Annotated in this window: 15 protein-coding genes and 1 pseudogene; 3 read left to right on the forward strand and 13 right to left on the reverse strand. The window is 36.3% G+C overall.

The window, feature by feature from the left end; all coding sequences use genetic code 11:
* Positions 1-308: 308 nt before the first annotated feature.
* The 5 genes from pyk to C8C76_RS14005 all read right to left on the reverse strand — a co-directional run bounded on the left by pyk (position 309) and on the right by C8C76_RS14005 (position 7044).
* Entirely contained in the window at positions 309-2063 is a 1755-nt protein-coding gene (gene pyk / locus C8C76_RS13990; protein WP_108142715.1) for a pyruvate kinase, read from the reverse strand.
* 21 nt (positions 2064-2084) lie between these two features.
* Positions 2085-3083, reverse strand: coding sequence for a 6-phosphofructokinase (gene pfkA / locus C8C76_RS13995; protein WP_108142717.1), 999 nt, complete (start codon positions 3081-3083; stop codon positions 2085-2087).
* 14 nt (positions 3084-3097) lie between these two features.
* Positions 3098-3274, reverse strand: a complete 177-nt coding sequence (locus C8C76_RS15230; protein WP_181248237.1) for a hypothetical protein — start codon at positions 3272-3274, stop codon at positions 3098-3100.
* Positions 3275-3324: 50 nt separating this feature from the next.
* A complete protein-coding gene (gene mtrB, locus C8C76_RS14000; RefSeq protein ID WP_108142719.1) occupies positions 3325-3546 on the reverse strand; it encodes a trp RNA-binding attenuation protein MtrB in 222 nt (73 codons plus the stop codon).
* 141 nt (positions 3547-3687) lie between these two features.
* A complete protein-coding gene (locus C8C76_RS14005; protein ID WP_108142721.1) occupies positions 3688-7044 on the reverse strand; it encodes a DNA polymerase III subunit alpha in 3357 nt (1118 codons plus the stop codon).
* Between the two features lie 85 nt (positions 7045-7129).
* On the opposite strand from C8C76_RS14005, the gene C8C76_RS14010 reads away from it, so the two are divergent.
* The gene (locus C8C76_RS14010) at positions 7130-7351 is read left to right on the forward strand and encodes a NifU family protein (protein ID WP_076544836.1); all 222 of its coding nucleotides are present in this window, start codon (positions 7130-7132) and stop codon (positions 7349-7351) included.
* A gap of 85 nt (positions 7352-7436) precedes the next feature.
* Here the strand turns inward: C8C76_RS14010 and C8C76_RS14015 are convergent, their stop codons facing one another.
* From C8C76_RS14015 to rlmD, 6 genes are all read right to left on the reverse strand, one after another.
* A complete protein-coding gene (locus tag C8C76_RS14015) occupies positions 7437-7820 on the reverse strand; it encodes a YlbF family regulator (RefSeq protein ID WP_108142723.1) in 384 nt (127 codons plus the stop codon).
* Entirely contained in the window at positions 7820-8314 is a 495-nt protein-coding gene (locus C8C76_RS14020) for a YfcE family phosphodiesterase (RefSeq protein ID WP_108142725.1), read from the reverse strand. Before C8C76_RS14020 ends, C8C76_RS14015 begins: the two co-directional genes overlap by 1 nt.
* A 17-nt stretch (positions 8315-8331) precedes the next feature.
* The gene (locus tag C8C76_RS14025; protein WP_108142726.1) at positions 8332-9474 is read right to left on the reverse strand and encodes a DUF362 domain-containing protein; all 1143 of its coding nucleotides are present in this window, start codon (positions 9472-9474) and stop codon (positions 8332-8334) included.
* A gap of 121 nt (positions 9475-9595) precedes the next feature.
* On the reverse strand, positions 9596-9814 hold the full coding sequence (locus C8C76_RS14030; protein ID WP_108142728.1) for an FmdB family zinc ribbon protein: 219 nt from the start codon (positions 9812-9814) through the stop codon (positions 9596-9598).
* A 39-nt stretch (positions 9815-9853) separates the two neighbouring features.
* The gene (locus C8C76_RS14035; protein ID WP_108142730.1) at positions 9854-10126 is read right to left on the reverse strand and encodes a hypothetical protein; all 273 of its coding nucleotides are present in this window, start codon (positions 10124-10126) and stop codon (positions 9854-9856) included.
* Between the two features lie 160 nt (positions 10127-10286).
* The gene (gene rlmD, locus C8C76_RS14040) at positions 10287-11651 is read right to left on the reverse strand and encodes a 23S rRNA (uracil(1939)-C(5))-methyltransferase RlmD (RefSeq protein ID WP_258222584.1); all 1365 of its coding nucleotides are present in this window, start codon (positions 11649-11651) and stop codon (positions 10287-10289) included.
* 211 nt (positions 11652-11862) lie between these two features.
* Here rlmD and C8C76_RS14045 point away from each other — a divergent pair, with 211 nt between their 5' ends.
* Positions 11863-12792, forward strand: a complete 930-nt coding sequence (locus C8C76_RS14045; RefSeq protein WP_108142734.1) for an AEC family transporter — start codon at positions 11863-11865, stop codon at positions 12790-12792.
* 22 nt (positions 12793-12814) lie between these two features.
* A pseudogene (locus tag C8C76_RS15545) lies at positions 12815-14190 on the forward strand (MATE family efflux transporter).
* A 38-nt stretch (positions 14191-14228) separates the two neighbouring features.
* Here C8C76_RS15545 and C8C76_RS14055 read toward each other — a convergent pair.
* Both C8C76_RS14055 and C8C76_RS14060 read right to left on the reverse strand, forming a co-directional pair.
* The gene (locus C8C76_RS14055; protein WP_108142736.1) at positions 14229-14558 is read right to left on the reverse strand and encodes an ArsR/SmtB family transcription factor; all 330 of its coding nucleotides are present in this window, start codon (positions 14556-14558) and stop codon (positions 14229-14231) included.
* A 155-nt stretch (positions 14559-14713) separates the two neighbouring features.
* Positions 14714-16081 carry an MBL fold metallo-hydrolase gene (locus C8C76_RS14060; protein ID WP_108142738.1) on the reverse strand — a complete coding sequence of 456 codons (1368 nt, stop codon included), beginning with the start codon at positions 16079-16081 and terminating at the stop codon, positions 14714-14716.
* Between the last annotated feature and the right edge of the window lie 166 nt (positions 16082-16247).

Consider the following 16247-nt stretch of genomic DNA (forward strand, 5'->3'; position numbering starts at 1 on the left):
ATCATTGCTAAGTATTTAAGAGCAATTCAAAAAATTAAAGAGATAACTTGATTCAAACGGTGCTATTTAGATTTCACAACATTTGTCAAAGAGCCAAATATTAAATAAATTTCTTTTCAATTTTCTTCCCCCTCGACTTATTTTACTCTATTATACTTTATTACTTTATTGTTGTAAAGCGCTGAGGTAAAAAAATAGCAAATAAATTAGATTTCCTGTTAAATTAAACTTTTGATTATCCCCCAGACAAAAATAAAGAGGACGAAATAACATTCGCCCTCGACTTATTTTTAATATTTTATTTTAATTTACTTAAGATGTGCCTGACCTCTGTAGACTAGGCCTCTTACTCCATCCACAGTAATTGTTTCACCATCTTTAAAGTCATCACTGATATCACCTGTATTAACTACTACAGGAATACCAATGTTTAGACCAACGATAGCTGGATGTGAGGTTAAGCCTCCACTGTAGGTAACTACTGCAGCTGCTTTCTTCATTGCAGGTACAAAGTCACGGTCAGTCATTGGAGCAATCATAATGTCTCCTTCTTCAATTTTATCCATTGCTTCTTCTGCTGTCTTAACTAACTTAGCAGGACCAACTACAATACCTTTGCCAACTCCCTGACCATTAGCAACTGGTTTACCAACAACATCAACTTTAATTAAGTTAGTTGTACCAGAAATACCAACAGGAGTACCGGCAGTAATTGTAACTAAGTCTCCTTCTTCAATTAATTTATGATCTAAAGCAGTTGAAACAGCATTTTCCATCATTTCATCAGTTGTAGAACTTCTGGCTGCTAATAATGGAGAAACTCCCCAGGTCATTGCCAGCTGATGTAATACTCTCTTATTTGGAGTAACGGCAATAATAGGTGTCTGAGGTCTATATTTAGAAACTGTACGGGCTGTTAGACCTGAACCGGTAGAGGTAATAATAGCTTCTGCTCCCAGTTCTTCGGAAGTCTGACAGGTAGCAAGTGAGATTGCAGCAGTTACAGAATCAGCTGCAAATTCATATTTACCTGCAAATTTTTCTTTGTAACTTTCAGAGTTTTCAACTTCCAGAGCAATCTGTGCCATTGTTTTTACTGATTCTACAGGATATTTACCGGCTGCAGATTCTCCAGATAACATTGTTGCATCTGTTCCATCATAAATAGCATTAGCAACATCAGAAGCCTCAGCTCTTGTAGGACGAGGATTTCTGATCATAGAATCCAGCATTTGAGTTGCGGTAATAACAGGTTTGGATGCTTCATTACACTTTCTGATCATCATCTTCTGAACTATTGGTACTTTTTCAGGTGGAATTTCTACTCCCAGGTCACCACGGGCAACCATAATTCCATCTGCTACTTCTAAAATATCATCAAGGTTTTCTACACCTTCCTGATTTTCAATTTTTGCAATAATAAAGATGTCTTCATCTCCGCTTTCTTCTAAAATTTTACGGATTTCAATAACATCACTTGCTTTACGAACAAAGGAAGCTGCAATAAAATGGATTCCCTGGCTTACACCAAAACGAATATCAGAAATATCTTTTTCTGTTAAAGCAGGCAGGCTTACCTTAACTCCCGGCAGGTTAACACCTTTGCGGGAACCAAGCTCTCCACCATTAACTACCCTAGTTACTACATCATCACCATCGATTGCTGTAACTTCCAGACCAATTAGGCCATCATCAATTAAAATTTCATTACCAACTTCCATGTCCTCAGCTAAATCTTTATAAGACACAGAAATTTTCTTCGGGGTACCTTCAACATCTTCTTTAGAAATAATAAGCTCAGTACCTGCTTCCAGCTGAATCTTGTCACCCTTCATTTCTCCAGTTCTAATTTCAGGGCCTTTGGTATCAAGCATTAAACCTACAGTTTTACCTGTTTCCTTTTCTGCTTCTTTAACCATATCAATTCTCTGTTTGTGTTCATCATGATCTCCATGAGAGAAGTTCATCCGGGCAATATTCATTCCCGCCTCTACCACTTCTTTAATTATTTCTTTATCATTTGTTGCTGGACCTAAAGTACATACTATCTTCGTTTTTCTCATATTAACCTCCCAATTATTAACTTACATTGATAAAATATTTGCTAGCTCATAAATATCCATATTTATTGTTTCAGTCTTTTTAATTGCATCGTCAATCTTACAGTAACCGATTGAGTTATCTTTATAATTGACCATTTTATCTCTTTTACCCTCTAATAATAAGTCAATTGCTTTAGCACCCATGCGGCTGGCAACGATTCTATCTGTAGCGGTTGGACTTCCACCACGCTGCAGGTGACCTAAAATAGTTACTCTGGTTTCCATACCAGTTTTTTCTCTAATTAAATCTCCCATTGCCATTCCGGGACTGCCGTTATATTCACTTAAATCAGCAAATGGAGCCTTAACTCCTTCGGCAATTAAAATTAGACTGTGTAACTTACCTCTGTCAAATCCTTGTGTAATTTTATCACAAACTTCTTGTGGTGTAAAATCAATTTCTGGAACCAGAATATATTCTGCTCCTCCAGCCAGACCTGTCATTAAGGCCAGATAACCGGAATCACGCCCCATACATTCGATTACAAATGTTCTTTCATGTGAGGTGGCTGTATCTCGAATCTTATTGATTGCATCTAAAATAGTATTCATAGCTGTGTCAACACCAATTGTATAATCAGTGCAGGACAGGTCATTATCGATTGTGCCGGGGATACCTACTGCTTTGATATCACTCTCAGCATTGATCTTCTGGACACCTTTTAAAGAACCATCTCCACCAATCACAACCAGGGCATCTATGCCTTCTTCTTTCATATTAGCATAAGCCTTTTTTCTGCCCTCTTCTGTCTTAAACTCATCACAGCGTGCCGAAAGTAAAATTGTACCACCACGCTGAACAATATCTGCAACTGAACCTCTCTGCATTGGAAAAAAATCTTTTTCAATTAAACCTTTATAACCATGTCTTACTCCAACTACTTCCAGACCCTTGTAGATAGCTGTTCTAACTACTGATCTGATAGCAGGGTTCATTCCTGGAGCATCTCCTCCACTTGTCAGTACTGCGACTTTTTTCATTACTATACCTCCAATTAAAAATTTTTATGTAAACAGGAATAGGCTTCTTCAGCTTCAATTGCCGGTACCTTGATCTGATAACTACCAGATCCGGCATCATCAACCTGAACCATAAAGCCTCCTTTTTCCATAATTTTTAAAATATTATCAGCTTCCTCTTTTGAGGAAGCTATATATACTACCTGCCACATTTATAAGCTCCTTTCAAATTCTGACCCGAATAGATCAGAAAACAAAGCCTTTATTTGCCTTCAGAATTCACTTTACCGTGCTTACTCATAATTTCAGCTTTACCTCTAATTTTCATTGCAGAAACATTTTCGGTAAACTGAGCAGCCAGGATTTCTCCCTTATCCAATTTTTCTGTATGATTAAATTTGGTATCTTTCCCTCTGGTTAAACCAATAATTGTAACTCCATCTTCTAGAGCCTTAATTAAAATATAATCAGCATTAACATCCATAATTTTTCCTCCTTTATCCACTTAATAATATAATAAGCAAAAAAGCATTGTCAAGAAATTTTGACATTTTTAACACAAAGTTTAGCTACATTTTAAAATTTATTCGACTCAGAGTCAAAGAAACTAAAAACATTTCCAATCTTAAAGAAATTTATACTCAGATTTTTTCATCGCCCGAGACAGTTCAGTTTGGGTCTGCTGACTGCTGTCAATGTTATACTTATCAGCAGTAATTATCAGCTTATTATTTCTTTTCAACAGAACCGGTACATTACCTTCTTTTTTTAGCAAATATCTTTTTAGTTTAGCAATTCTTCTTTGAGAAAGCTCCGAAATGTTCATCAAGAGCAATTTTTGATTTAAAGAAATTATTTTTTTAGCAATCAGCTGTCCATCACTTTTTTCTCCATAAATCAAAAGACCTTTATTTTCTCTTAAATCAAAATTAATTTTTCTAAAAAGATCAGAAAAGACTATAACCTCTATCTTATCATCTCGGTCACTGACTGTTAAAAAGGCCATTTTATTGTTCCGCTTTGTTATGTGTTCCTTATAATTAATTAAATAAGCTGCTGTTAAAACCTTCTGGCCTTCGGAAGCATCAATAACTTCAGCTAACGAATAAGTTTTTAAATATTTAAGTTTTTCCTGATACTGATCTAAAGGATGTGCTGAAAGATAGATTCCCAGAAATTCCTTTTCCTGCTCTAAAATAGTTTCAGTTTTCAATTCATCAACCTCAGTATAATTTAAATCATCTTCCATAAACTCATTCTGATCTTCAAATAACTCTGCAAATGACTGCTGTCCCTGGGCTCGATGTTTTGATAAATTATTATACTTATTATATAAATCCTCATAATTTAAAAGCAGTGAAGCTCTGCTGACAGCAATCTGATCAAAGGCACCTGCTTTAATAAAGGCCTCCAGACTCTGAACGTTGATTGCAGAAATATCAACCCGCTTGAGAAAATCAAGTAAAGAACTGAATTCTTTTTCTTCCCTGGCTTTAATCAAAGCGCTAATTGCAGCTGATCCTACATTTTTAATTGCCTTTAAACCATAGCGGACTTCTCCCTTAGCTTCAGCAGTAAAATCATGACAGCTTTGATTAATGTCTGGCGGCAGAATTTGGAGTCCAATTTCCCGGGAAGCTTTAATATAATCTGAGATTTTATCCTGATTTCCCATGACTGAAGAAAAAAGGGCAGCCATAAATTCTTCTGGATAATGATATTTTAAATAAGCAGTTTGATAGGCCAGAAAAGCATAGGCAGTGGAATGTGACTTATTGAAACCATAGCCCGCAAAATACTCCATCTGATCAAAAATCTCCTGAGCGGTATCTTCTGCAATACCTCGCTCCACCGCACCCTTAACAAATTTTTCTCTTTCTGCAGCAACAAGTTTTAGTTTCTTTTTTCCCATACCCCGGCGCAAAAGATCAGCTTCCCCCATACTGTATCCGGCCAGAGTACTTGCAATCTCCATTACCTGTTCCTGATATAAAATCATGCCAAAAGTTTCTTCTAAAATCGGCTTTAATTTAGGATGTAGATACTCAGCCTCTTTTTTGCCGTGCCTGATATCAATGAAATCATCAACAATATTACTCCCCAGTGGTCCCGGCCGTCCCAGAGCCAGCATGGCTATCAGATCATTAAAGCGATCCGGCTTCATCTTTCTATTTAAAGATTGAAATAAATAGGACTCCATCTGGAAAACACCGGCTGTTTTACCTGTAGATAAAAATTCATATACTTCCTGATCATCAAGGGGAAGATTATCAATATCTAGTTTTTTACCGCGGCGCTCCTCGATTAATTGCAGAGTGTTTTTAATCACAGTTAAATTTCTTAAGCCTAAAAAATCCATCTTTAAAAGCCCCAGTGCTTCTAGATCTCCCATCGGCAGCTGAGTAATTACGCTCTCATCCTGCTTTTGAAGAGGTACCAGCTGAGCCAGCGGCTCAGCCCCGATGATTACCCCAGCTGCATGAGTCGAAATATGGCGGGGCAGGCCCTCTACCCCTCTGGCATAATCAAGCAGTTCTTTAATTTCTCCATCATTCTGGTACAGCTCCTGTAGTTTGTTTTGATCTTTAACAGACTGCTCTATTCCCTTGCGAGAAGAAATTAGCTTTGCAACCCGATCAACTTTACCATAGGGGATGGCCAGCACCCTCCCGACATCTCTGACTGCCGCTCGGGCTGCCATGGTACCAAAGGTTCCAATCTGAGCAACTCTTTCGGTTCCATATCTTTCCTTTACATATTCGATGATTTGATCCCGATTCTCATCAAAATCAATATCAATATCCGGCATTGTTACCCGCTCCGGATTTAAAAAACGCTCAAAAATCAGCCCATATTTTAAGGGATTGACCTTGGTTATATTTAAGAGATAAGCCACCAGACTCCCGGCCGCTGAACCTCGCCCGGGCCCGACCATTATTCCATTATCTTCTGCATACTTCACAAAATCATAGACAATTAAAAAATAAGCTGCATAACCCATTTCAAATATTATTCTAAGCTCATATTTAAGCCTCTCTACTGCCTGTTGATTAGAATCCATCTTCTTTGTTTCCAAACCTTTAAAACACAATTTTTTCAAAAGATCCTCCGGCGATTTCTCTTCCCCTAAATCAGGATAATCGGGTAGATAAAAATGATTAAAATCAAGATCAAGTTCTACTCTATCTGCAATTTTAACCGTATTCTGATAGGCAGACTCAAAATTAGGAAAAAGTTTTCTCATCTCAGCTGGAGACTTATAATAAAATTCTTCCCCGCTAAAGGTCATCCTGTTTTCATCATCGACAGTAGTTCCAGTCTGCAGGGCCAGCAGAATATCCTGCAGTTCAGCATCTTCTTTATTTAAATAGTGGCTGTCATTTGTTACAACAGCCGGAATCTTTTCTTCTCGGCTCAGTCTTAATAACCCCTGTGCTGCCTCTTTTTCCTGCTGCAGATTATGATCCTGCAGTTCTAAAAAGAAATTTTCACTGCCAAAAATAGCCTGATAATCAGAAACTGCCTTTTTAGCCAGATCATAGTTGCCGTTAAGTAAAAGCTGAGGAATCTCCCCCTGCAGACAGGCAGATAAACAGATTATGCCCTGACTGTACTCTGCCAGCAGCTCTTTATCAACTCGGGGTTTATAATAAAAACCTTCCAGCCAGGCTTTGGAAACCAGCTGAATTAGATTGTGATAGCCCTGCTTGTTTTGAGCCAGCAGTACCAGATGATAGCGCTTCCGGCTTTTTTCAAAGCGGCTGCCGGGAGCAAGATAAACTTCCGCTCCAATTATCGGCTTAATCCCCTCTTTTTTAGCCTTTCGATAAAAGTCAATCATCCCATAGAGTACTCCATGATCAGTAATAGCAGCAGCTGGCATTTCATATTCTTTTGTCTTTTTAATCAGAGAATCCACTCTAATTGCTCCATCCAGCAGACTGAAGGCTGTATGATTGTGAAGATGGACAAAATTGGACATTTAAACCATTCCTTTAAATTTAGGCTTGTAAAATCTTGAGTTTTTTTGTATAATATAATCAAATGTCAATTTAGGAGGTGCAAGAATGAAAGAAGAAGTACAAAAATATATTGATAAAATCAGACCAAGTCTTCAGGCTGATGGTGGCGATGTTGAACTCGTCGAAGTTACTGAAGATGGTGTTGTTAAAGTTAAGCTTTTAGGAGCCTGCAGTGGTTGTCCTATGTCAACCTTAACCATAAAAAATGGTATCGAGAGAACTTTAAAACAGAATGTTGATGGTGTTAAAGAAGTAAAACCTGTTTAATTATTCAAAAAGTTTTAGGCCTTTAATACTAAAAAAGATTTTAAAAGCATCCTCAAAAGGGATGCTTTTTTTTATTTATGATTTTCTATTCAGTTTCAACTTCTGATTCATCTTTTTCTGACTTCAATTCTTCTTCTGGAATTCCCACTTCAATGTCAGAAAAAATTATTTTTTGAATATCCTGGATTGTCTGACTTAAGGCATACTCTGCTTCTAAATATTTTTTTACATTATTGTTTATCTCAATAAAATTCTGCAGGTTCTGCAATTTTTCTTTGTCTTCCTCACTTAATTCTTCTCCAGACATTCTTTTTGTCTGCATTTCCATCATCAGATTCTGATAATCACGCAGCATTTTCTTTGACCCTTCTTTTGCCAACACCTTTTTACGCAGTTCAAGATAATTTTGATATTGATCAGAATTTTTTAATTTCCGCTGTAATCTTCTAGCTGTATCATGTACTGACATTAAGATTCCTCCTTCAAAATTTTAATTTCAGCTTTTATTTCTTCTTCAATCTCTATTATACCAAATGTATAGTTTTTTTCCAGGCGTTTATCAGTAGGTGAACCTGGATTAAAAAATAGTTTATCACTAACTCTTTCATTAAAAGGTCGGTGTGTATGTCCAAAAACAATAATATCACTGTCAACAAAACTGTAATTTAATCCCTGCAGAATATTTCTGCCTCGAAACTGGTGGCCGTGAATAACAGAAATCTTCTTCCCACCAGCTTCAAAAGTAAGCTTATCTTTTAACTTCTTCTGTAATTGATAACTATCTCTATTTCCAGCAACTGTTTTAACTTCTGCAATTGACTTTAACTTATTTAAAAATTTTAACTCACAGTGGTCACCAGCATGAATTATCAAATCTACTTTTTTTAATTCCTTAATCAATTCTTCCGGAAAATCTTTACCTGCATTGGGCAGGTGTGTATCTGAAACGACTCCAATCTTCATTAGCTATTAAACCTCCATTAGTTTGAAAAAAACAACTTTGCCAGCAGTGGATATTTAATTTCAACAGCGTCATATGGGCAGAGTTCCTGACAGCAGAAACAGCGAATACATTCTTCTAAATCCACCTCTGGAAAATTATCAACCATTGTAATTGCCTCAGGGGGACAGTTTTCAGCACAGGTCCTGCAGCCAACACATTTGTCGGCTTTGAAAACTGGTTTGGGACGCAGAAATTTTTCTAAAATATCTGATAAAAAATCTGGTAATTTTGCATCAAGCAAATTATTTTCCTTTTCAATTTTTGGAATCTCTACTTCAGCAGGAGCCTGGAGCTGATCACCCCTGAGCTCTAAATTTTCTTTTTTTATTATCCCGTCTGCCAGAGCTGCCTTAATTGAAGGAACTTTCTCCTCAGGGTTAATTCCCAGCAAGCTAACTGCTGCCAGATCTAAATAATAAGGAGAAGTTGATGCCAGTAAATAATTAAAGTGCTTTGGCCGGCCATTAGAAGGACCCTCTCCTTCCATACCTACAACTGCATCCATTATTGTCAATTCGGGTGCCACCAGCCCTGCCAGATCATTTAACATTCTCGAAAAATCGTAAACAGACTGCATTCTTAAGTGATATTCTGCTTTTAAAACTCCAGGAATACAGCCAAATAAATTTTTTACTCCGCCAGTATACATTGTTAAGCCGTGGGTTTTTAACTTCGGCAGATTAATTACCAGATCAGCATTTTCCAGATATGATGCCAGCTGAAAAGACTTATTAATCTTACCCTCTTGATATTCATGTTTTCTGGAATCAGTGTTATAATTCAGCTCTATATTTTCTGCTTGAGCCAGCTGATAAAGACCTGATTTCTGATAGGCTCTTTTCAGCAGCTTATCATTAAAAGGTCCACCAGGACTATCAGCAATCACCACCTCTGCACCAATTTCCTTAAGCATTCTGGCCAGAACTCTTATAAATTCTGGATTGGTGGTCACTGCTGCCTCAGGAGACTTACCCATTAAAAGATTAGTTTTTAAAACTACCCGATCACCAGAATTAACAAATCTCTTAAGTCCACCAAGTTCCTGCAGCAGCAAACTCATTTTTTCAGTCAATTCTTCTGTCTGATATATCTCACATTTTTTTGCAGCTACAATGGTCATCTGCTTACCCACTTTCTTTTTTAGATGCCTGGAAAAAATAAAACCGGCACTAAGGCCGGCTTATTTGTGTGATTTTTTAGTTCATTCAGCTAATACTTTCTAAATAGCTCTATAAATAGCTTTAAGAAACTTTTTCACTCTTATTTTCTTTAGCCTTAGTTGAATCCTTTTTATCCTGATTAACATAAAAATTAGATCCCTTAAAAATAATTCCTGGTGAACCAATAATTCTTTTAACCTCACCACTGCATTCCGGGCATTCCTCTAAAGCATCATCATTAATATTTTGAAACTCTTCAAATCTACCACAGTTCTCACACTCATATAAATATGTCGGCATTTTTATTCCTCCTTCATATCCTTTTTTCAAATTTAATTTTTATTCATTGACAATATTTAAATATCCCCAGTAATTATAAAGCTGGATAAAAACAAACAAAGCAGCAATTAGCCATTTAGAATGGTAAATAAAATAGCCAAGTCCAGCAGTTGAACTAATAATTATGGCAGTTAAAACAAATTTTCGTTTTAATTTAATTTTTAATATCTGCCAGGGTATTAAACCGAGTCCGATAAAGACTCCCGCATCAACATTATAAATAAGGCCGGCAATTCCAACCAGCAAAAATACAATCAGTAAAAATAAGTTCATAATTTAACCTCCAGATATGGAGTTTATTCATTCTTTAAATTAAAATCCAACTTTATAATAATATATCATAAATTAAAGCCATTTAGCAAGTTATTAATTTACACTCTAAGGCTGAAAAAGTCAGTATAATTCCAATTTAGACAGCTCTAAGTTTTTAATTTTAATTTTTAAGCTCTAATAAGGCTACAGACTCTATATGATAGGTCTGTGGAAAAAGATCTACAGGCTGAATCTCAAGCAGTCTATATTTTTCTTTTAAGCTTTTTAAATCTCTGGCCTGGGTGGCTGGATTACAGGAAATATAGATGATTTTTTTAATTTCATTTTCCAGCAGCAGCTGAATGGTTTTTTCATCCAGTCCTTTTCGGGGAGGATCAAAGATAATTGAATCAATTTGATCTCTCTCTATGATTTCTGGCAGCTTATCTTCTACCAGACCCAGCTCAAAATCTACATTATTTATATTATTTAGTTTTGCATTGGCTCTGGCATCTTTAACAGCTGATTTTAAAGATTCAACTGCATATACCTTTTCTACCTTATCTGCCAGATAAAGGGCAATACTGCCGGTGCCGGAAAAGGCATCGACTACTCTGGCACTGTTATCATCTCCGATATATTCTGCCGCAGTATCATATAATTTTTTTGCCTGCATTGTATTAACCTGGAAAAATGACCTGGCTGAAATTAAATAAGCCGTACTGCCGATATATTCAGTTATTTTATTTTCACCTGCTAAAAGAATATCTTCTTTACCAAATATAACATTAGTGTTTTGAGTATTTATATTCTGGACTACACCCTTCAACTCCGGTATTTTGCGAATCAGAGTCCGGGCAATTAAATTTTTATCAATAAAATCATCACCATTGGTGACCATTACCAGCAAAGCCTGGTTAGTACAGCTTCCAACTCTAATCACCAGATGCCTGAGCAGTCCCTGCAGTGAATTTTCATCATAGACACTGAGCTGAAATTTATTTAATTCTTCCAGAGTGATTCTTAAAATTCTGTTGATTAATGGGTGCTGAATTAAGCAATTATGGTTGGGAACAATATCGTGACTTCCCCTTTTATAAAATCCGGCAGTGATCTGTTCATCCTCATCCATCTTCAGCGGGAATTGAGCCTTATTGCGGTAGCGGAAATCATCAGCTGCAGCCAGTACATCGTTTAATTTGAAATCTTCAATTTCTGCTATCCGGTTGATTAACTGCTTAATATTATTCTGTTTAAATTCCAGCTCTTTTTGATAGTTTATATGCTGCAGCTGGCAGCCCCCACACTCATTATAAACCGGACAGGGAGCTTTAGTCCTGCCTGCTCCAGCTTCTATAACTTCTATCAACCGGGCAAAAGCGTAGTCTTTTTTTATTTTAGTAATTTTAGCTTTTACCAGATCCCCGGGTAAAGTCAGAGAAATAAAAACAGCCATTCCATTTTCTGCTCTGGCAACTCCGTCTCCACCGTGGGCTAAATCTTCTATTCTAAAAGTTTTAATTTCACCTTTTTTCAAATTTGGCACTCCTCATATAATATACTCTATTAAATAATTACTGGTTTATCCCTATCAAGTTTATCACAAAAAACTCCTGCTTATCAAGCTGGCTTTACAGCTCAATGCTTCTGTGGTAGAATTATTTGATAGAATATTTATGATTTAGAAATAAATTTTAAACTGTTCTAGAATAAAATTTTTATTTAATTTAACATGATTTTTCCAAGGAGGCAGTTCATTGAATTTTCAGGTTGTGATAACTCAAATAATATCATTATTTTTACTAATTGCTGTCGGTTATTTTCTCAGACGCAGCAAACATTTAGATCAGAAAGAAACTGGAGCCATTTCTAAACTGCTTTTAGATCTGATTCTGCCGGCTATGCTAATTTCCTCGCTCCAGATCAATATTACTGCTAAAATGCTGGGAGATTTTTTTGATCTATTTTTATACTGGATTGCTTTTTACCTGATTTTAATAGTTCTAGCCTCAATCATAACAAAGTTTTTTCCCATTTCAAAAGATAAAAAATTAGTTCTTAAGTTTTTCCTTATTTTTGGTAATGTAGGTTATATGGGACTGCCAGTAATAGATGTTATATTTCCTGAAAATGGCATCTTTTTTGGTTCAATTGGAGTGGTAGTTTTTAATATCTTTTTGTGGACTTATGGTACCAGCCTCTTTTTACGTGACAATCAAAATAAAAAAATCAATTTAAGAGATATATTTAATAATGGAGTAATTGCAATCATTATTGGTTTATTTTTGATGCTAACCGGAATCAAGCTGCCGAATGCTGTTATGACAGCAGTCGACATGCTGGCAGAGGCTACCTTCCCGCTTTCAATGCTGGTTATCGGTAGTGGCCTGGCTCAAATTAAAATTTCAGGAATCTTTAAAGATTTAAACATAATCGCTTATTCAACTTTAAAATTATTATTAATACCTGCAGCAGCTTTGCTTATTTTAAACTTCTTTAATATTGAAGATCCAATAAGAACCATTCTGGTTTTGCAGATTGCAATGCCTGCTGCTGCCAATGGAGTTATTTTTGCTGAGAGATATGAGGGAAATTATATTTTTGCAGCAGAAAGCCTCTTTTTATCAACTCTGATGGCCGCACTGAGTATACCTTTAATATCTTTTTTAACAACTTATTTTAAATGATAATTAACTGGAGGAAATTAAGATGCAGAGTAATTCTCAAAAACTTGGTACAGAGGCAATAATTCCACTTTTAATGCGGCTTTCTGTCCCTTCAATTATAGCAATGGCAATTCAGGCACTTTATAATGTGGTCGATAGTATTTATGTTGGTAGAATCAGTACTGATGCTTTATCTGCACTTTCACTGGCTTTTCCGATTCAAATTATTTTAATTGGAATTGGAGTTGGTACCGGAGTTGGCGCCAGTTCTTTAATTTCAAGACGCCTGGGTGAAAATAATAACCATGCAGCTGTTAATGCAGCTGAACACAGTATTATGCTTTCTCTTTTTTACGGAGTTTTAGTCGCAATTTTAGGCTTTTTATTTGCTGATCAAATTCTGCAGTTATTTACCAGTGAAGCTAATTTGATTAGGATGGGAAGTGAATATATCAAAATTATTCTTATTGGTTCACTAGCTATGTTCTTCCCCATGATCAGCAATAATATTCTGCGGGGAGAGGGAAATACCTTTACACCGATGGTCGCCATGCTGATTGGTTCAATCATTAATATCATTCTTGACCCTTTTTTGATTTTTGGAATCTGGATTTTCCCTGAGATGGGGGTAGCTGGAGCCGCAATTGCAACAGTTGCTGCCAGAATTATCAGTGGAAGTTTTTTAATCTATATTCTGCTTTTCAGTAAAAAAATGAACTGCAGATTTCTTTAAAAGATTTTTCTTTTGATCTGCAGATAATAAAAGATATTTATGTAGTTGGTTTTCCAGCGATGGTGATGCAGTTTTTAGCCAGCTTTATGCTTGGAGGAATGAACAGAATCCTGGCCGGATTTGGAAGTACTGCAATTGCAGCAGCCGGAATTTATTTCAGACTCCAGTCCTTTGTTTTTATGCCGGTTTTTGGCCTCAATCAGGGCTATATGCCGATAATGGGCTATAATTACGGCCATAATAATCCAGAAAGAATGAAAAGAACTTTTAAATCAACTCTATTAGTTGCAGTTGCTTTTACCACAACTGGTTTTATCATTTTCCAGACTGTTCCTGAACTATTAATAAAAATGTTTAATAGTGATCCCCAGCTGCTTCAGATTGGTACTAACGCATTAAAAAAAATAAGTATTGCCTTTCCAGTGATTGGACCGGCAATTATTATTTCAACAACCTTTCAGGCCCTGGGCAATGGCTTCCCGAGTCTTGTCTTTTCTTTTTTAAGACAGATCATTGTCCTGCTGCCAGTAATGTATTTGCTGGGAGAATTTTTTGGCCTGGAATATCTCTGGTTTGCTTTTCCAATCTCAGAGGCTGCCAGTATTTTGCCAGCCTCAATCTGGTTAAGACTTAAATTCAAAAGGATCTTCAAAAAGATGGAAGAAACTGAAGAACTTATTGGATAAAATTAAAGGAGCCCAGCTGGGCTCCTTTAATTGTTCATTTATGTATCTAATTTTAAATCACTGAGAACATTGACCACTTTTTTGGCCTGCTCAGCTACTACATAGTAATTTCTTTCCAGTCCATTTCGCTCACTGCTTAAAATATCAGCTTCCCTTAATTTTGCCAGATGCTGAGAAAGTGTAGACTGAGGTATCTTTAAACAGTGCTGCATTTCAGAAACATTACAGCCTTCCTCATTCATTAACCCCTTAACAATCGCCAGCCGGATCGGGTGAGCAAGAGCTTTAAGCAAATCAGCCTCGCCCTCTAAAATTTTTAAATTTTCCTCTAAAACTTCTGCTGCTTTTTCATTTGTAAAAAAAGGCATTTTCTTACCTCCATTTGTCCTACTTTATCTAAATAATACGATATAGTTACTAAAAAGTCAAGTTATTTAATGAATTTTTTAACAATCTTTTAATTATTTCTTTGTTTTTCATAGTAAATACGACCCTCTTTCGGGCCGTATTTACTATGAAGTATTTAAATTATTGGACAGGTAGTTGAATTCCAGGCAGTTAACCCTCCAAGTACTACCCTCTGATTAATAAAGCCATTGGTCTTTAATAAACTTGCTGCTGTCATCGATCTCAAACCACTACCACAGAAAATATATAACGGCTTATCTTCTGGCAGCTCATCATAATGCTGGGGAAGCTGAGTTAAGTGAATATGTGCTGCATCTTTAATTTCTCCTTCTTCCTGCAGCTCATCATCTGAGCGAATATCAAGTATAAACCAGTCTTCGGGATCATTATCCAGCAGTGTACAGAGTTTATCCACAGTAACAGTATTAACTGATTCACTTTTCTTCCCAGCCATATGCCAGTTAATAATTCCCCCACTTAAATAACCGAGAATATTATCATAACCGGTCCTGTATAAATGTTTAACAGCCTCTTTGGGATAATCACCTTCAGTCACCAGCAAAATTTTTGCTCCCACTGGAATGAACCAGCCAACAAAACTGGGAAGATTCTGCAGTGGAATTGAAATTGAGCCCGGCACATGAGCAGCTGCATAACTAACTTCAGTTCTCACATCAATAATATAGGTATTATCATCTTCTGCTGCCTCAGCAAACTCAGCAGCTGAAAGAGGAGCAGGCTGCTTATAGTTGGCCAAAAGTTCTTTCTCGACTAAATTTGATTCTTCCATATTTTCAAAATAGGGAGGGTATTCGAGCATTTCACCAACCAACTCAATAAACTCTTCCTTATTTTCAACCTGCAATTTAGGGTTCAGCTTTCTTTCTATTCCAAGAGTTGTCCATTCTCTTTCAGCAATAGCTGAAGCACAAACCGAACCTGCTCCATGAGCTGGACAGAGAATAACTTCATCACCAAGAGGCAATATTTTATTAAAAATAGAATCATATAACCAGCTTCCTGTCTTTTCTAAGTTTTCCTCTCCCAGAAAGTCTATTCTGCCGACATCTCCTGCAAAAAGAGCATCTCCGGTAAATACCATCCAGGGATCTCCTTCATAACCATAAAGAACATAAGACATTGAACCAGGGGTATGGCCTGGAGTATGTAAAGCTTTTATCTTTAAACTACCGACCTTAAATTCCTGGCCATCCTGAACCGGATTTCCATACTGATAATCAAGCTTCTGATCTGCATGCCAGATTTCAGCTCCAGTTTTAACATTTAACTCATTTGAACCAATAATATAATCTTCATTCCGATGTGTTTCAAGAACTTTAGTAATCTTATAACCCTTTTCCACAGCTTTTTCTAAATAAATATCAATATCTCTTCTGGGGTCAATAACTAAAGCTTCATTTTTATCGCCAATTAGATAAGAAATATGAGCAAGTCCAGGTGACTTAATTTTTTCAAATAACATAAATAATCACTCCAATTTTGTAGTTTAAAATTTTGTTAGTCTAAATGTAAAAAAGATAAACTATTAAACTACTCAACTTTCGGCGTTAGGTTTTAGTAATAAAACCTTGATAAACATAGGAAGAAGCTCAAAAAAGTAGTCATAAAAAATACAAAAACACCCCTAT

This window comes from Halanaerobium saccharolyticum (assembly GCF_003053565.1).
Lineage (GTDB): Bacteria > Bacillota > Halanaerobiia > Halanaerobiales > Halanaerobiaceae > Halanaerobium > Halanaerobium saccharolyticum_B.

Coding starts and splice junctions, on each gene's coding strand:
- C8C76_RS14060 (WP_108142738.1), bottom strand. CDS start 16,081: ATGTTATTTGAAAAAATTAAGTCACCTGGACTTGCTCATATTTCTTAT.
- C8C76_RS14010 (WP_076544836.1), top strand. CDS start 7,130: ATGAAAGAAGAAGTACAAAAATATATTGATAAAATCAGACCAAGTCTT.
- pyk (WP_108142715.1), bottom strand. CDS start 2,063: ATGAGAAAAACGAAGATAGTATGTACTTTAGGTCCAGCAACAAATGAT.
- C8C76_RS14055 (WP_108142736.1), bottom strand. CDS start 14,558: ATGCCTTTTTTTACAAATGAAAAAGCAGCAGAAGTTTTAGAGGAAAAT.
- C8C76_RS14025 (WP_108142726.1), bottom strand. CDS start 9,474: ATGACCATTGTAGCTGCAAAAAAATGTGAGATATATCAGACAGAAGAA.
- C8C76_RS14035 (WP_108142730.1), bottom strand. CDS start 10,126: ATGAACTTATTTTTACTGATTGTATTTTTGCTGGTTGGAATTGCCGGC.
- C8C76_RS14020 (WP_108142725.1), bottom strand. CDS start 8,314: ATGAAGATTGGAGTCGTTTCAGATACACACCTGCCCAATGCAGGTAAA.
- C8C76_RS14015 (WP_108142723.1), bottom strand. CDS start 7,820: ATGTCAGTACATGATACAGCTAGAAGATTACAGCGGAAATTAAAAAAT.
- mtrB (WP_108142719.1), bottom strand. CDS start 3,546: ATGGATGTTAATGCTGATTATATTTTAATTAAGGCTCTAGAAGATGGA.
- C8C76_RS15230 (WP_181248237.1), bottom strand. CDS start 3,274: ATGTGGCAGGTAGTATATATAGCTTCCTCAAAAGAGGAAGCTGATAAT.
- pfkA (WP_108142717.1), bottom strand. CDS start 3,083: ATGAAAAAAGTCGCAGTACTGACAAGTGGAGGAGATGCTCCAGGAATG.
- C8C76_RS14030 (WP_108142728.1), bottom strand. CDS start 9,814: ATGCCGACATATTTATATGAGTGTGAGAACTGTGGTAGATTTGAAGAG.
- C8C76_RS14005 (WP_108142721.1), bottom strand. CDS start 7,044: ATGTCCAATTTTGTCCATCTTCACAATCATACAGCCTTCAGTCTGCTG.